Source organism: Paenibacillus campinasensis, from assembly GCF_002272015.1.
GTDB classification, from domain to species: Bacteria; Bacillota; Bacilli; order Paenibacillales; family Paenibacillaceae; genus Paenibacillus_AQ; species Paenibacillus_AQ campinasensis.
Genome location: NZ_NPBY01000047.1, coordinates 16,528 through 31,129, shown reverse-complemented (window position 1 = coordinate 31,129; position 14,602 = coordinate 16,528). Strand labels below are relative to the sequence as shown.

Below are 14,602 nucleotides of genomic sequence, written 5' to 3'. Positions count from 1 at the left end.
CCCTACCCGATTCACACACAGAGCGATTTTGTGCACAGTTGAATCTAGTATGAAGGGTTTGCTTCGACATTATGTACACAACGGCCAATTAGTAAATGAACCCGCTGTCTTTCTCTTGTATGTATATATAAAAAGCAGGGCGGAGACTATCGTCTCCGGCCCTGCCGGTTCATGTGTTGCCCTACAGCATTTTTTTGATCTCGTCCTTGATCGACTCGGATTGCGGACCGAACACAACCTGGACTGCGCCTTTGCCAAGTCTCATGACCCCTGATGCGCCAAGCTGCTTCAGCGCTGCATCGTTGACAACCTGATCGTCCTTGACAACGAGGCGAAGGCGGGTAATGCATGCATCCACGGATTCGATGTTGTCAGCGCCCCCGATGTGAGTCAAAATTTTGGCTGCCCTGCTGTCTGTCGAGGCGGTGGCGGTTGAACCAGCTTCCCCGGCATCGCTGTCCATCTCAAATTCATTCGGGTCGTCAGATCGGCCCGGTGTTTTCAGATTGAACATTTGGATAATGAACCGGAACAGGAAGTAGTATACGAGGAAGAAGACAAGACCGACCGGAATGAGAAGCCAGGCATTCGTCGAAAGCTTCATATTGACCAGATAGTCAATCAAGCCTGCCGAAAATGCGAAGCCGAGCTTCACATCCAAGGCGTACATAATGTAACCCGCTACCCCTGTCAAGATTGCATGCACCAGATATAGGATCGGCGCTACGAACATAAAAGTGAACTCCAGCGGTTCGGTGATGCCTGTCAGGAACGCGGCCAGCGCCGAACCCATAAAGATGGAGGCAACAATTTTCTTTTTCCCCGGTTTTGCGGTATGGACAAATGCCAAAGCTGCCCCTGGCAAGGCAAACATCATGATAGGGAAGAAGCCCGTCATGAACATGCCGGCCGATTTGTCTCCGGCGAAGAAGCGGTGCAAGTCACCGTGCACAACTTCACCGGCCGCATTCGTAAAGTCGCCGATTTGAAACCAGGCGATTGCATTGATAACATGATGCAGCCCGATCGGGATCAGCAGGCGGTTGGCAACGCCAAACACAAATGAGCCGATGCCGCCAAGGCCGACCACCCACATGCCGAATGAGCTGATCACTTCCTGGATCGGACTCCAGATCATGCCGATCAATACGGCCAGCACCATCGTGCTCGCCGCTGTAATGATCGGAACAAAACGTTTACCTGCGAAGAAGCCAAGCCAGTCAGGAAGTTTGATATTATGGAATTTCTTGTACAGGTACGCTGACCATATCCCCGCTATAATACCGCCAAGAATCCCCATATTTAGACTGGTATCATCCGGAATCCAACCGAAAGCAGCCGGAGCTGCATCCATCACATTGATCAATACCTGATAAGCAATAAGAGCTGACAGCGCCGCTACGGCATCCCCTGCAAATCCTATCGCTACCCCAATTGCAAAAATAAGCGCCAAATTCCCAAATATCGCTCCTGCCCCTGCATTCAAGAAGGGAGCAAAATACGTGTTCAAGAATCCACCGACTGCTGCCCCGAGATGAAGGTCATTCTCATAATCGATGAGGCCAAAACCTTGCAAAATCCCAGCTGCCGGTAATGTCGCCACAGGAAGCATCAGCGATTTCCCCAGCCTTTGTAACTTGGCTAACATTCAAATCATCCTTTCTCTGATCTAAAATGGTTTATTGTAAAACCGTCTTCAAAATGACGCGTCTCCCTGCCGTCGCAGGCCTGCTGCTCAACTTCAAGCTGATCGTCAATCGTCAGCGGTTTATTACCTGATTGCTGCCCGGCTAGTTGCGGACAAAATTCATAATTATTCCGGCGGTTACGATTATCATCCGGCAAGGGAGCAGGAACTATTCTGCCATGCGAGAAGTGATCCGGAAGAAAAATAGCAGCAAAAAAAGAGCCAAGAAAAGAAACCTGCGTCATCAGGTCCACTTTCCTTGGCTCATGCCCACAACTGGTAACACGCCAATGAATGATATAATGCTGTGTTCAAGCTTAATTCAGCATGTCAATGCTGTCAATACTTATTATAGACTCCTAGTTTTTTACGGTCTTGCTCATACCAGCGCAGCCTATATAGCATATTCTATGCTTTAAGCTCCACATTCAGGACAACATCCTGACCGGCAGCAACATGTCCCGTCTGGCCTTCCACCTTGGAAGCCAGTTCATCCGCATTGGTGACGATGATCGGAGTAATGAGCGGATAGCCCGCATTTCGGATCGCCTCCATATCAAACTCGATCAGCACCTGACCGGCTTTCACCTGATCGCCTGTGTTGACATGGCTTGTATAGCCCTCGCCTTTCAGACCGACGGTGTTGATGCCGATGTGGAACAAATACTGCAGTCCCGTTTGTGCATCTTCGAGCATGACAGCATGCTTGGATTTGATTACATGCGCGACTGTCCCGTCAAAAGGAGCCACCAACCGGCCTTCGGCCGGCTCAATCGCAATACCCTGTCCCATATGTCCTGCGGCAAAAGCCTCATCAGGCACCTCGGACAGCGGCACCGCCTTTCCTGTCAGCGGAGCTTTGATCTCGATAGGTGAAGCTGCTTTTTTCTTCTTCCATTTTCCAAACATGATGGTTTCCTCCCTTAATGTGGTTTCTTGGGGTCATCTTTAGAGGCTTTCCTTCCCTGAAACAAGCGATACAGATGCATCGCCAGAAAGCAGATCTCTGATTCCGGAACTTCCCGGTTCAAGTCTTGCTTCATATAAGTACCCAGACGCTTGGCCAGTGCATATTCCTTCTTAAATCTGCTGCGAATCTGATCGGCAAACGGATTGTCAACATCCATTGTCTGGTTCATGATCCGGTCCACCGAGAAACGCAAATGCGTCAGCAGCCGGACATAATCCATACTGCTCCGGTTGAACTCGATCTTCCGCTCCTGCTCAATCGTATCGACGAGGCGGCTGACAAGGTTTGAGGCTTTGACAAGCTGTCCGACCGGCACATGGCTGACAGCCGAATAGACATGGTAGGTCAAAAAACCGACTTCATCCTCCGGAACCTCGATGTGAAACGCTTCTTCGATCATTGCGGCCGCTCTGGCGGCAATGTCGTACTCCTTGGGGAAGCTGATTCGGGTTTCCTCAAGAAAAGGATTGATAATGTCCATGCCTTTGCGAATACGAAATACGGTAAACTGGATATGGCTTGGAAGGGCCAGATACACCTTGTTATTTAGCGTGCCCGGAAATTCCTGAGAAATGCTGTTAATGATGCTGTCCGCAACCTCCATGACCAGGGGGTCGAACTCCTCAAGCAGATCATGGAACTGATTCAATTGGTCCCGATCCTCCAGCTTGAAAAGCTTCTCTACGCGGGAGTCATCCAAAGACACCTCATCGCCGATTTTTGTTCCAAAGCCGATGCCCTTGCCAAGTATGACATACTCCGAAGCTTTCGCTCCGCCGTGCACCATCACCACATTATTGCCTATGATCCGTACCACTGTATATGTCTCGTCTCCGCGCATGTTCTTCCCCCTTTCCTGTATAGTATGCCTGGATAATGCCATAACCTTATGGACAAGGATCATTTCAGGGAATCCACAACAAAAAGCCAAGAATAAGACACCCGCTAACGGGAATCTCTTCTTGGCTCATGCCCTGTAAAGGTAACACGCCATATAAATAGATATTGCCATCATAAACAATTGCACGGATTTCGTCAATGTTCGATCTTTTTCCCGTGCCCGTCCATTACATCTATCCGGACATGCACCTTCATGCCGATGCTTCCTATCGTCAACAACCCGGCCTGTAATATGGGCTCAAAGCGATTCTACCTGGAACGGACCTGGAATAAGATAGAATAATCCCTCTTCATCTATTATTGGCAAAGAAGGAGTCCTGGATAACGATGACAAGACATCGCTATGATCTACGAAGCCAGGCCAGCAGCCTTCGGGGCAGAGGCTATGCCCATCTCTCCTCGGGGCAGCTTCCACATATGGAATCGATATGTGTGAGCGAGGTTCATCTGGAGCCCGGCGGTCATCTTCCACCCCATAGCCACCCGGATGCCGGGGAGCTATGCTACCTTTTATCCGGAGAAATAAGCTACGCGCTTGCCGATCCTTCCGCGCAGAACCCGCATATCTACCTGCTGCAGCCGGGTCAAGCCGCGTATGCGCCACCGGGATGGTACCACTGGCTGACACCGCTAACCCCGAGCACGAAACTCCTTCTGATCTACAATCAGGACAGGCCTCATCAACAAGAGCTGCTGCCGTGGCGTTCAGGCGAAATTTATCCGGTGATGGAACAGGCGGCGAATCAGGCGGCGAATCAGACAACTCAGCTTAAATCCGGGCAGAACGCTGTCTCCCCATCCCCGCCGTGGCTGGCCAACCAACGAAAAACCACGATCAACCGTTAAACGCGTTGCATCGTGGTTTTTGTTCTGCAGCATCAAATCTATGTAGTTCACTCGATAAAGAACTTCTCTTCCGGGCGAATCTGCTTCTTCAAAAGCTTCAGGTCCGCTTCAAGTCTGGCCACCGTCTCCTCCAGCTTGAGCGGGTCCAGGGTCGGCCGTTCAGGCTCAGGCTTGATGCCGGCCTTCAAATCCCGGATGATGATCTGCTGCTCCTGCCATTTATCCATCAAGTCGGAAATTGTGGCGTAAAAACGCTCGTAATCTTTTATCACATCGTCCAGAAAGGTATCGACCTCTTCCTGATCGTAGCCGCGAAGCTTGGTTGAAAATTCCTTCTCATGGATTGACAAAGCATCCAATTGAATACCCAGCTGCCGAAAAAGTTTCTTCTGCTTGTCTAATCGGCGTTTCATATGCTCATCCATTGCGATTTACCTCCATCCGTTGATGCAGCCAGTAACTTGCTACCTTTTTTATATCATATCCGGGTCTTAGAATAAAACCACCCCAGGGCTTTTTTAGAGAAAGTTCCAAAAACACCTCCCTGTCCTTCCGAAAGACTGATTGCCGTCCCGTCCATGCGGGTAATGCAAAACATAGAACGACTCGAAAGGAGAGACTCACGATGAGTGCGTTGACACAACCGCAATTGAACGAACTTGAACAGCGTCTGCTTCAGGACAAAGCAAGGCTGGAACAGCTGATCGGGTCTCCGGAGCAATCCGGCGAGGATTCTCTTCGCGATTCCACCGGGGAACTGAGCGCAGCCGATAATCACCCTGCTGACCTGGCCACCGAGGAGTTCGAACGCAGTCGCAATCTCGCCATACATGACAAGCAGGCACAAGAGCTGGATCGGATTGATACCGCCCTCCAACGAATGGACGAAGGCAGCTACGGCACCTGTGCCGTGTGCGGCCGGGACATTCCCTATGAACGGCTGGAGGCGCTGCCGAGCACGATTCACTGCATCGAGCATGCATCCAGCCACAGCTCCGAGGACTCACGCCCTGTAGAAGAACAGGTCATGACGCCTCCACCTTCGGGCGCAGGGGTTAATCGCCAGCGGAATGCCGGCCAATTCGACGATGCTGGCGCATGGGAAGCCGTCCAGGATTACGGAACGTCCACCTCGCCTGCACTGTCGCCACAGCCGGGGACCGATGATTACAAGGATTAAGGTCGCCTCCGTCCCATATTGAAGCTTCTCCCTCTCTATACATGAATATGAAAGATTCGCAGAAAATAGAATGGAAAGCTGGCTCCCGGTCGGGGGCCAGCTTTCTGCCTGCAATGACGCTATTTCCTTTTGTTCTGAACCATCGTGGTAAAGAACTCATATTCATGAACGTCTTCTTCATCGCGCTTCCTCTTGTATTTCTCAATCAGCTGATCCAGCTCCAGCACGAATTGCTTGTTCTCTTCCTCCGTCATGTAGAGCGTGCTCGTTATCATATTTCCAGCCGACGGTTCGGACTGCTCCATCTGCTTGAAGAAATGCTCCTTGTTCTGATTAAAAATCGTGGACAGCAGCTTGTTCGTCTCCGAGCGAATCAGTTCCTTGATCATCGGCTCTTCGCCATGGCCTTCCTTGGTGGCATGCTTAATCTGCACCATTCCGGCAAACGGCTCGTAATATTTCGCAATAATACCGTTAATCTCCTTGGTGGACACCATGGACACCATGCCGATCCGCTCCAGCTTCTTCATATGATAATGCACTTTGGCCGGCGCATCCCCGATCTCGTCGGCAATCTCCTTCACCGTAGCCGGACGGTTCATTTTGTGCATCAATTGCAAAATTTGGAGACGATATGGATCCGAATATATTTTAACTTCCTCCAGCGTTCTCAGCTCTTTCGTTTCCACATCGAACACCCCAGTTCCGGATTGAAAATAGTTACCGTCTCTTATTATAGGGTGTGGATGGGGAAATATCAAAGTGTCCCCATACTAGATTTCCCGAAAACTCTTCCGCCTGCCCAGAACGATCACCGGCAGCAACATGAACAGCCCCATGATCATATACAGCGTTTGCGGTGTCTGATATTGTGCGACCACCCCTGTAAGAAAGCCACCCAGCGGGATGGCCAACGTGCTGAGCACGCCCAGCAACGAGCCGATGCGGCCGAGCATATGTCGGGGCGTGACCTCCATCAGGTAGGTGGAAATCGGAGTGTTCAGGATGCTGACGGAAGCCCCGAGCAAGAACATGAACACCGCCGCGGTCTCCAGGCGATAGGCGGGCAGCATTACCGGAATGCTGAGCGCAGCATAGCATGCGCCAAGCAGGACACAGCCGGTAAAGATCAGCGTGCTCTTTTTATAACGTTTGCCGTATTGTCCGACCCCGAGACTGCCGGCTATCATGCCGAGCAGCAGCGCCGTCCCGAGCACGCTCATCCCCGCGCTGCCCGCTCCGAGCGACTCTCTTACATAGACGGGCTGAAGCACATTAAGCGGCGCCACACAGAAGTTAATGACGACAGCCAGCGCCGTGGTGCCAAGCAGCAAGGAATGGGATTTCACAAAGGCAAGCGCCTCTTTAATATCTGCGATCATGGTCCTGCTCTTCTGCACCGCCCCGCCTGCCTTCTCCTCTTCATCAGCTGCCGGATCCTGGGCGTCCAGCCCCCTCAACGTCAGCACGGTCACCGCTGCAACAGTGAAAGTGACGCTGACCACCAGAATCGTGCCCGATATTCCGATGAAAGCGATCAGCGCCCCGGCAGCCGATAAGCCAACAAGCTCCGCCGTTCGATTCAAGGAACTGAAGATTGAATTGCCTGCCAGCAGCTGCTCCTTCGGCAGCAGCCTAGGCACAACCGACATCTCGGCCGGCTTGGAGAAGCACTCCAGCGTGGAGATGATAAAGGTGATCGCAAATAAATGCCATACTTCAAGCCATCCCAAGGCATACAGCGCTGCGGTCACAGCCACCATCCCGCCCCGCCCGATATATACCGCAGCCAGCACCTTCCTTTTCGACCAGCGATCGACGAGCGTTCCTGTAAACAGACTGAATAACAGATTAGGCACAAAATTGAAAGCAAACAAGGATCCCATCAGCAGCTCCGAACCAGTCAGAATGTAGACAAGCCAGCTGTAAGCAATCGAATCCACGGAATCCCCGAATCTCGTCATCGTCTGAGCGGCGACATACACCATGAACGAGCGAATCTTCATCAGCTCGCGCAGCCCTTGCTTCTGTTCCAATACGGCGGTCCTCTCCACTTTTCCATCTTCCTCTCGTTAAAATTATACAAACGTTCATATTTTTATAACGTTAAAATAATTTTAACGTTAATTTTATTTTAACGATGTGGAGGAAAATTGCAACAAAAAAAATAAACCGCCCTGATCAGGACGATTTACGTTGAAATGCGGTATGCCTTCTTATTCTGTGAGAACCTGCACGCGCGATGAGGAATGTGCCGCAGTCAGGCATGCTTCAAGCGCGCTCATATTGCGAATGGCATCCTCCGGACCGTAAGGAAGCGGGGCTCCATCGAACACCGCAGCAGCCAGCGCATCGGCCTGGAGTGCAAAGTGATTGTAGATGCCGACTTTCTCCTCCCGCGTTCCTTTCGGCGTATGAACCAGAATCTGGCTCATATGCTCCATCCGCTCCCAGCCAAAGGCTGACGGCAGTTCAATTCTTCCCTCTGTCCCGGCGATTTCCAGCGAGCAGCGAGCATAGGTCCACATGCCGCATTCAAATGTCAGGCCAAGACCGCCCTCGAACTCCATCATGCCATGCACCATCATATCGACACCGCCATGCTCCTCGGAGAACAGCGCATGGGCCGTCACAGCGAGCGGCTCGCGGCCATAGATCATCCGCGCAGCCGAGATCGGATAACAGCCCAGATCATAGATGGAACCGCCGCCCATCTCCTTGCTGTAGCGGACATTGCTTTTATCATCCGCATTGTTGCAGGTGAACGAGCCGTGTATGCCGCGCAGCTCCCCGATCTCCCCGCTCTCGATAATTTCGCGCACCCGCGCATGCTTCGGATGATAACGGTACATGAAGGCTTCCGCGAAGAGCACGCCGTTCTTCCGGGCTGCCTCGGCCATCTCGCGCACATCGGCTACGGTCAGCGCTGCCGGCTTTTCACACAGCACATGCTTTCCCGCTTCCGCGGCTTTGATGGTCCACGATTTATGAAGGTGATTCGGCAGCGGAATGTAGACTGCATCAATCTCAGGGTCCGCCAACAGTTCATCGTAGGAGCCGTAGGACTTGCCAATTTGATAACGATCCGCCAAATCCTTGGCCTTGGCCGCATCGCGGCTGGCCACCGCCCCCACCTCGCAGCGTTCAGACTTCAATATCCCGGGTATCATTGAATTTTTAGCAATCCGAGCCGTGCTCATAATCCCAAAGCGCAGTTTTTTCCCCATAGGGTCATTCCTCCTTTGGTTGCGATGGATGTTCAGGTCATCCGTAGTTGTCATTCACCGCTTTATGAAGAATGCCCAGACAGCGATCCAGATCCTGCTTCACCTGCTGTTTGTACAGCTTAGCCTTTTCCGCACCATCCGCCGTAAAATGATACAGCACGATTTCCTGGAAATCGACACGGGGGTCGTTTCCCTTCAGCTGCTTGGTCCGGTACAGCACTCCCTCCTGCACCAACTCATGCAGCGCACGATAGATTTCGCTCTGCGGCGGCGCATAGCCATGACTCTTGAACTGCTGCCTGAGCTCCTCCAGCATCTGATAGCCGTACCCGCGATGCTGTTCCACCATCGTGATCAGATACAGTTTAATAAACGCTCTTTGCGCAATCATAAATGCCATCCGTCCCGTCTCCTTTCCGCAGCTTGTCCGTTTGTAACCATTATAAACCAACATTTCCCTTGGTGCATAACGGAAGCCCGCTTTTATAACAGCATGGGAGAAGGAAGCTGGAGCACGAAAAGTAGCTAAGTGGACGAAGGAGCAAGGGATACGGCATACCCGTCATTTTATTTCTGTGAATTTTTCATATAGTGAAATTACAGAATATTGATCAGCCAAGCCGCCTGCCCCTCGTCCCGATCAACATCATGCGCTTATCGCAGCGGAAGCAGGCTGCTTGCTCTCATCAATATGTAACCATTACCCTCATCTGCCAGCGGCAAAACACGCCTGTCCCCCCGGGATTATGACTTGGGCCGGACGCGGCTCGTCGGCTGGGCCTTTAACGGATCATCCGGCCAGTAATGCTTCGGATATCTCCCTTTCAAATCTTTCTTCACTTCAAAATATCCATGAGCCCAAAAGCTTGCCAGATCCGAAGTCACCTGAACCGGCCGCTGGGCGGGCGACAGCAGGTGAATCGTCAGCGCCGCCTTCCCGCCTGCAATTCGCGGCGTCTCGCTTAATCCGAACATTTCCTGGAGCCGCACGGCGAGGGCCGGCCGCTGCGGATCGCTGTAATCGACCGGAATCTTCGAGCCGCTCGGCACCTGGATATGCGTCGGCGCCTCGGACTGAAGCAGGCGGCGCTGATCCCAGGTCAGCAGCTGCTCCAGCATCGCTGATGGCTTCAGCCGCTGCAAATCGCGCCGGGATTCCACCCGATCCAGGAAGGGAAGCAGCCAGTCCTCCATGCGGTCAAGCAGCGCTTCATCCGATACGTCCGGCCAATCGGGATTATGGGCATGCATGAAGGCCATTCTCTCCCGGTACTGAAGGTCAGCCTTACCCCATTGCAGCAGTCCCAGACCTTCGGATCGCATACCGTCCAGCACGGCTGCTGCGATCTCTTCCGCTGCCGGATTCGGGTCCGGCGTCTCCTTGAGCACAATCGCATCCAGCTTCCAGCTCTTTCTCGCCCTGACCGCCCCCGCGCCTGCGTCCCATCTGACCTCCTTATGAACAAGGATGGATTCCGGATGATGGCGTTCGATTATCGCCGCATCCAGTTCAGCCGCAAGCTGGATATGCCCGTCGGTTCCCTTGTCGTCAATAGCGGCTGCAACTAGGTATGAAGCGCGGCTCAGAGGCTGCAGCTCGGCCAGCCTGGCCCCCCTGCCGTTAGCCAGAAGGAAGGATCCATCCCCCCGGTTCTTGCCGATGCGGTCCGGATAGGCAAAGGATAACAGCAGGCCGCACAGCTCCGGCTCCACCCGTTCTCCTTCGTCAATCTGAAGCTGCCGGACCAGTCGTTTGACCTCCCGCATCATGGCCGGCAGCTGCTCCTCGTCCGCTTGCGAGAGCCGTCCGGCGCTCTCATAAGTCAGCAGCTGCGCAAGCCGCGTCCTCATGTCGCAGTCTCTGGCAGCCTCGCTTCCGCGCAGCAGATCCCGCTCCTGCAGGAGCACGGCGAGTCGGCAAGCGAGCGCGGCAGCTCCGAGCGCCTTCGCTTTCACAAGCATATGCCCCAGGCGCGGATGCAGGCCAAGGGTGGCCAGCTCCCGTCCGTGATCGGTAATCGCGCCGCGCTCATCCAGGGCTCCGAGTCGCCGGAGCAGACGCTGCCCCGACCCGAGCGCGGCGGCCGGAGGCGGGTCCAGCCATGCGAGCTGCTCCGGGTCGCGCGTTCCCCAGGCAGCCAGCTCCAGCGCCAGCGGAGCCAGATCTGACTGCCGGATTGCCGGCACCTCCATGTCCGGCAACCTGGCATGCTCCTCCGGGCTCCACAGCCGGTAGCATACCCCGGGCATCAGACGTCCGGCTCTGCCGCGGCGCTGATCGGCCGAGGCTTTGGACACCCGCCTGGTGACGAGCTGCGGCAGGCCAGTGCGCGGAGATACAAGCTCTGTCCGAACGTGACCGCTGTCCACCACCACACGCACGCCTTCAATCGTTAAACTGCTCTCCGCAATCGAGGTGGCGAGCACGATTCTGCGCCGGCCCTCCGCATCCGGCCGAATCGCCAGATCCTGCTCGCGAAACGGCAGCGCGCTGTACAGCGGCCGAATGACGACACCGGTGCCCGTGAGGCCGGCCGAAATCGCTGCCGCCGTCCTCCGGATCTCTCCTGCGCCGGGGAGAAACACCAGCATGTCCCCCTCCTGCTCGTGCAGCGCCTGGAGAACCGCTCGGGCAACCGAGTGAGGCAGATCTTTCCCGGCTGCGCTGAACTGCGGCCAGTAGACCGTTTCCACCGGGTAGCTTTGACCCTCGCTCCGAATGACGGGAGCCCCGCCCAGCAGACGGGCGACAGGCTCCGCATCAAGCGTGGCGGACATCACCAGCAGCTTGAGATCCTCCCGCAGCACAGCGCGGGATTCAAGCGCAAACGCAAGCCCCGTGTCAGCCGGAAGGCTTCGCTCGTGAAACTCGTCAAAGATGATCATCCCGACGTCCGGGAGCGAAGGATCACCTTGCAGCATCCGGGTCAAAATGCCCTCGGTCACCACCTCGATTCTGGTAGACGGGCCGACAACGCTTTCCGAACGCACACGGTAGCCGACCGTCTCCCCGGTCTGCTCGCCCATGGCAGAAGCCATGAAACGGGCGGCCGTGCGCGCAGCAAGGCGCCTCGGCTCCAGCATGATGATCTTCTTATTTCCAAGCCATGGCTCTTTAAGCAGAGCCAGCGGAACTTGTGTCGTTTTGCCTGCGCCAGGCTCCGCAATGAGCACAGCGGCCGACCCTTCGGATAAAGCGGCTTGTAGTCGGGGCAGCACTTGATGAATCGGTAACAAGGAATTATTCATATGAACCTCACGTCATCCTATCCTATTTTTCTGAAGTACTTTTTATTATAATAGAGAGTTGAACCGCAAACCAAGCTTCAGGAAGTGAGAATCCGGCTAAGCGCCGCTCAAGCTTTCCTGCTCGCGTAAGGTTAACGATAGCATGAATCGTACTGAGGTCGGATAAGTCGGAAGGTGAAAATGATGATGCAGCACAACATGCCACGCGGGCGCTTCGCCCCGACCCCATCGGGGAAGATGCATATCGGCAATGCGTTGATCGCCTTGCTGAGCTGGCTGCAGATGAGAAGCGCGGACGGTCAATTCGTTCTGCGTATCGAGGATATTGATGTGAACCGCTCCAGAGAGGACCTGGCCGAAGCGCTGGTGAACGATCTGAAGTGGCTGGGCCTGGACTGGGATGAAGGCCCTGACCGGGGAGGTCCGTGCGGACCGTATCGCCAGTCTTTGCGGCAAGAGCTGTACGAGCACGAGCTTCAGAAGCTGCATGAGCAAGGGCTGCTGTATCCGTGCTACTGCAGCCGTGCCGACATCGCTGCCGCGGCCAGCGCCCCGCACGGACTGGCTTCCGAGGGCAAGCGTTACCCCGGCACTTGCCGACGGCTTAGCCCCGAGGAAGCCCAGGCGAAGGCCGTGCGCAAGCAGCCCTCCTTGAGGATCATCACGCCTGAAGATCCTCTCTTGTTTCAAGACGGCATTGCCGGGGTGAATGAATGCCGCCTGTCCGATGGCGGCGATTTCGTTGTGAAGCGGGCGGACGGGATCATTTCCTACCAGCTCGCCGTCGTTGTGGACGATGCGCTGATGGGCATCACGCATGTATTAAGAGGGGCTGATCTGCTGGATTCGACGCCAAGGCAGCTCCTCCTGTACCAGAAGCTGGGCTATGACGCGCCAAGCTTCGCCCACGCGCCGCTGATCGTGGATGCGGAAGGCCGACGGCTGGCCAAGCGAAGCCGCGGGCTCAGCCTGTCATTTCTGCGGGCCCAGGGCATCCGCCCCCAACATGTGGTCGGATGGCTCGCCTGGTCGGCAGGCCTGCTTGACCGCCCGGAAGATGTTTCCCCGAGCGAACTAGTGGGCGGATTCGACCTCTCGAAGGTCCACAGCGAGCCGATCCGGCTGACCGACGAAGCGTTCCGGCTCCTGTTCCCGCTACACCCTTGAACTGCAAAGCGCCAGCGACTCCCGGATATCCAGGAAAATCGCTGGCGCTTTGTCGATGATCGAATACAAGCAGTTGATAACGCAAACCGTCTTACTCCTGCTCCGCCTTACCGCTGCCGGTCAGCTGATCTCTCACCTTGTCCTCATACTGGAAAAAGGCGCTGCTTCCGCTAAGCCCCCGCTCTTCCAGCAGCATCCGGAGCCGCAGCTCCTTCTCACTCAGCTTGCGCTTCAGCTCCGCCTGCTCTCCTTCATTGCGGCAAGCCGTGAGCAGGTCATGAAGGCGGACGCATTCCTTCCGCAAACTGACCTCTTCCGGCACATAACCGGCATTTTTCAGCATGCGGTATGACATGCGCAAATCTTCTGGGATATGAGCAAGATCATCGATCGGGAGTTTCTTTCCGGCATATGCCAGATTGTCCAGCTCCCCGCTGCGCACAGCCTCTTCGATCCGCTCCTCGGCCAATCGGGAAAAGATGCCCATTTTCTGCATCCTCCTTCGGTTTCACTTTACCTCTATCTTATCCGAAAGCCGGTCATAATCCAAGCAAGGGGGCCTGTCGGGCGCTTACAGCAGCGACTCGGCTCCGTCGATGAAGATTTGGGCGCCTGTAATATGACGCGATTCCTCCGAGGCGAGGAAAGCGACAAGATCGGCCACCTCCTCCGGTTTGCCCGGTCCATTCTTCAGCGGCTGGCTGCCTTCCGGGTACTCTACCGGAATGACGATCTCCTCCAGCTCCTCGCTCTTTTTCGTGCTCTGGTCAATGTTGGTGGAAATTGCGCCGGGACAGATGACATTCACCCGGATTTTGTACCGGGCCAGCTCCAGTGCGGCCATTTTGGCAAACGCGACCTGCCCGGCCTTGGTCGTGCTGTATGCGCCCATGCCAAAGCCCGAGAACGTGCGCGTGCCGTTGACCGAGCTGGTGACAATAATGCTGCCGGCTCCGCGCTGCTTCAGATGAGGGATGCAGTATTTCACGGTCAGAAATGTTCCGTTCAAGTTAACCTGAAGCGTCTTCTCCCAGTCCTTCAGCTCCATCTCCTCAATCGGAGCCAGCACGCCGTTAATGCCCGCATTGGCAAACACGATGTCTACGCCGCCGAAGATTTGAACCGTTTCCAGAACCGCCTTCTCAACACGGGCAGGATCGCTCGTATCGACATCAAACGCTCTGGCCGCCCCGTTCCGAATGGCATTGATCTCGGCTTCCGTCTCGTTCGTGCGATCATCCAACAAATCGAACAACGCCACATTCGCGCCCTCCGCAGCCAGTTTCAGCGCTGCTGCCTTGCCGATGCCCGATCCTGCACCGGTAATGATAGCCGTCTTCCCATGAAATCGTTCCTTTGCTTGGTTCATCCAGATC

At 54.8% G+C, this 14,602-nt stretch carries 15 protein-coding genes; 3 read left to right on the top strand and 12 right to left on the bottom strand.

The features are described 5' to 3' along the window. Positions 1-181: 181 nt before the first annotated feature. From nagE to CHH67_RS16025, 4 genes are all read right to left on the bottom strand, one after another. Positions 182-1,648 (bottom strand): N-acetylglucosamine-specific PTS transporter subunit IIBC, encoded by a 1,467-nt coding sequence (gene nagE / locus CHH67_RS16040; protein ID WP_095266214.1) that lies wholly within the window; start codon positions 1,646-1,648, stop codon positions 182-184. 5 nt (positions 1,649-1,653) lie between these two features. Continuing rightward, complete coding sequence (locus tag CHH67_RS16035; RefSeq protein WP_095266213.1) at positions 1,654-1,932, bottom strand: hypothetical protein; 279 nt, start codon at positions 1,930-1,932, stop codon at positions 1,654-1,656. A 163-nt stretch (positions 1,933-2,095) separates the two neighbouring features. Beyond that, on the bottom strand, positions 2,096-2,596 hold the full coding sequence (locus tag CHH67_RS16030; RefSeq protein WP_095266212.1) for a PTS sugar transporter subunit IIA: 501 nt from the start codon (positions 2,594-2,596) through the stop codon (positions 2,096-2,098). Between the two features lie 14 nt (positions 2,597-2,610). Beyond that, positions 2,611-3,474: a BglG family transcription antiterminator gene (locus CHH67_RS16025; protein WP_244908218.1), complete on the bottom strand. Its 864-nt coding sequence runs from the start codon at positions 3,472-3,474 to the stop codon at positions 2,611-2,613. A gap of 410 nt (positions 3,475-3,884) precedes the next feature. Between CHH67_RS16025 and CHH67_RS16020 the strand changes: the two genes are divergently transcribed. Further along, a complete protein-coding gene (locus tag CHH67_RS16020; protein ID WP_095266210.1) occupies positions 3,885-4,403 on the top strand; it encodes a cupin domain-containing protein in 519 nt (172 codons plus the stop codon). Between the two features lie 47 nt (positions 4,404-4,450). Here CHH67_RS16020 and CHH67_RS16015 read toward each other — a convergent pair whose 3' ends face one another. Beyond that, on the bottom strand, positions 4,451-4,828 hold the full coding sequence (locus CHH67_RS16015) for a DivIVA domain-containing protein (RefSeq protein WP_095266209.1): 378 nt from the start codon (positions 4,826-4,828) through the stop codon (positions 4,451-4,453). A gap of 200 nt (positions 4,829-5,028) precedes the next feature. On the opposite strand from CHH67_RS16015, the gene CHH67_RS16010 reads away from it, so the two are divergent. After that, a complete protein-coding gene (locus CHH67_RS16010) occupies positions 5,029-5,583 on the top strand; it encodes a TraR/DksA C4-type zinc finger protein (RefSeq protein ID WP_095266208.1) in 555 nt (184 codons plus the stop codon). A 119-nt stretch (positions 5,584-5,702) separates the two neighbouring features. Here CHH67_RS16010 and CHH67_RS16005 read toward each other — a convergent pair whose 3' ends face one another. The 5 genes from CHH67_RS16005 to hrpB form a co-directional block, all read right to left on the bottom strand. Continuing rightward, positions 5,703-6,272, bottom strand: a complete 570-nt coding sequence (locus CHH67_RS16005; RefSeq protein ID WP_095266274.1) for a winged helix-turn-helix domain-containing protein — start codon at positions 6,270-6,272, stop codon at positions 5,703-5,705. An 84-nt stretch (positions 6,273-6,356) separates the two neighbouring features. Beyond that, positions 6,357-7,619, bottom strand: coding sequence for an MFS transporter (locus CHH67_RS16000; RefSeq protein WP_244908217.1), 1,263 nt, complete (start codon positions 7,617-7,619; stop codon positions 6,357-6,359). 180 nt (positions 7,620-7,799) lie between these two features. After that, positions 7,800-8,810, bottom strand: coding sequence for a Gfo/Idh/MocA family protein (locus CHH67_RS15995; protein WP_095266206.1), 1,011 nt, complete (start codon positions 8,808-8,810; stop codon positions 7,800-7,802). Positions 8,811-8,847: 37 nt separating this feature from the next. Continuing rightward, the gene (locus CHH67_RS15990; protein WP_095266205.1) at positions 8,848-9,210 is read right to left on the bottom strand and encodes a replication termination protein; all 363 of its coding nucleotides are present in this window, start codon (positions 9,208-9,210) and stop codon (positions 8,848-8,850) included. Between the two features lie 344 nt (positions 9,211-9,554). Next, positions 9,555-12,059, bottom strand: a complete 2,505-nt coding sequence (gene hrpB, locus CHH67_RS15985; RefSeq protein WP_095266204.1) for an ATP-dependent helicase HrpB — start codon at positions 12,057-12,059, stop codon at positions 9,555-9,557. Positions 12,060-12,257: 198 nt separating this feature from the next. Between hrpB and gluQRS the strand changes: the two genes are divergently transcribed. Then, the gene (gene gluQRS / locus CHH67_RS15980) at positions 12,258-13,226 is read left to right on the top strand and encodes a tRNA glutamyl-Q(34) synthetase GluQRS (protein ID WP_095266273.1); all 969 of its coding nucleotides are present in this window, start codon (positions 12,258-12,260) and stop codon (positions 13,224-13,226) included. 91 nt (positions 13,227-13,317) lie between these two features. On the opposite strand, the gene CHH67_RS15975 is transcribed toward gluQRS, so the two are convergent. Then, a complete protein-coding gene (locus CHH67_RS15975) occupies positions 13,318-13,713 on the bottom strand; it encodes a DnaJ family domain-containing protein (protein WP_095266203.1) in 396 nt (131 codons plus the stop codon). Positions 13,714-13,797: 84 nt separating this feature from the next. Beyond that, positions 13,798-14,595 carry an SDR family oxidoreductase gene (locus tag CHH67_RS15970; RefSeq protein ID WP_095266202.1) on the bottom strand — a complete coding sequence of 266 codons (798 nt, stop codon included), beginning with the start codon at positions 14,593-14,595 and terminating at the stop codon, positions 13,798-13,800. Between the last annotated feature and the right edge of the window lie 7 nt (positions 14,596-14,602).

What these genes read in the sequence shown, in the direction of transcription:
- nagE (WP_095266214.1), bottom strand. Translation starts at nt 1,648, where the DNA reads ATGTTAGCCAAGTTACAAAGGCTGGGGAAATCGCTGATGCTTCCTGTG.
- CHH67_RS16035 (WP_095266213.1), bottom strand. Translation starts at nt 1,932, where the DNA reads ATGACGCAGGTTTCTTTTCTTGGCTCTTTTTTTGCTGCTATTTTTCTT.
- CHH67_RS16030 (WP_095266212.1), bottom strand. Translation starts at nt 2,596, where the DNA reads ATGTTTGGAAAATGGAAGAAGAAAAAAGCAGCTTCACCTATCGAGATC.
- CHH67_RS16020 (WP_095266210.1), top strand. Translation starts at nt 3,885, where the DNA reads ATGACAAGACATCGCTATGATCTACGAAGCCAGGCCAGCAGCCTTCGG.
- CHH67_RS16015 (WP_095266209.1), bottom strand. Translation starts at nt 4,828, where the DNA reads ATGGATGAGCATATGAAACGCCGATTAGACAAGCAGAAGAAACTTTTT.
- CHH67_RS16010 (WP_095266208.1), top strand. Translation starts at nt 5,029, where the DNA reads ATGAGTGCGTTGACACAACCGCAATTGAACGAACTTGAACAGCGTCTG.
- CHH67_RS15995 (WP_095266206.1), bottom strand. Translation starts at nt 8,810, where the DNA reads ATGGGGAAAAAACTGCGCTTTGGGATTATGAGCACGGCTCGGATTGCT.
- CHH67_RS15990 (WP_095266205.1), bottom strand. Translation starts at nt 9,210, where the DNA reads ATGGCATTTATGATTGCGCAAAGAGCGTTTATTAAACTGTATCTGATC.
- hrpB (WP_095266204.1), bottom strand. Translation starts at nt 12,059, where the DNA reads ATGAATAATTCCTTGTTACCGATTCATCAAGTGCTGCCCCGACTACAA.
- gluQRS (WP_095266273.1), top strand. Translation starts at nt 12,258, where the DNA reads ATGCCACGCGGGCGCTTCGCCCCGACCCCATCGGGGAAGATGCATATC.
- CHH67_RS15975 (WP_095266203.1), bottom strand. Translation starts at nt 13,713, where the DNA reads ATGGGCATCTTTTCCCGATTGGCCGAGGAGCGGATCGAAGAGGCTGTG.
- CHH67_RS15970 (WP_095266202.1), bottom strand. Translation starts at nt 14,595, where the DNA reads ATGAACCAAGCAAAGGAACGATTTCATGGGAAGACGGCTATCATTACC.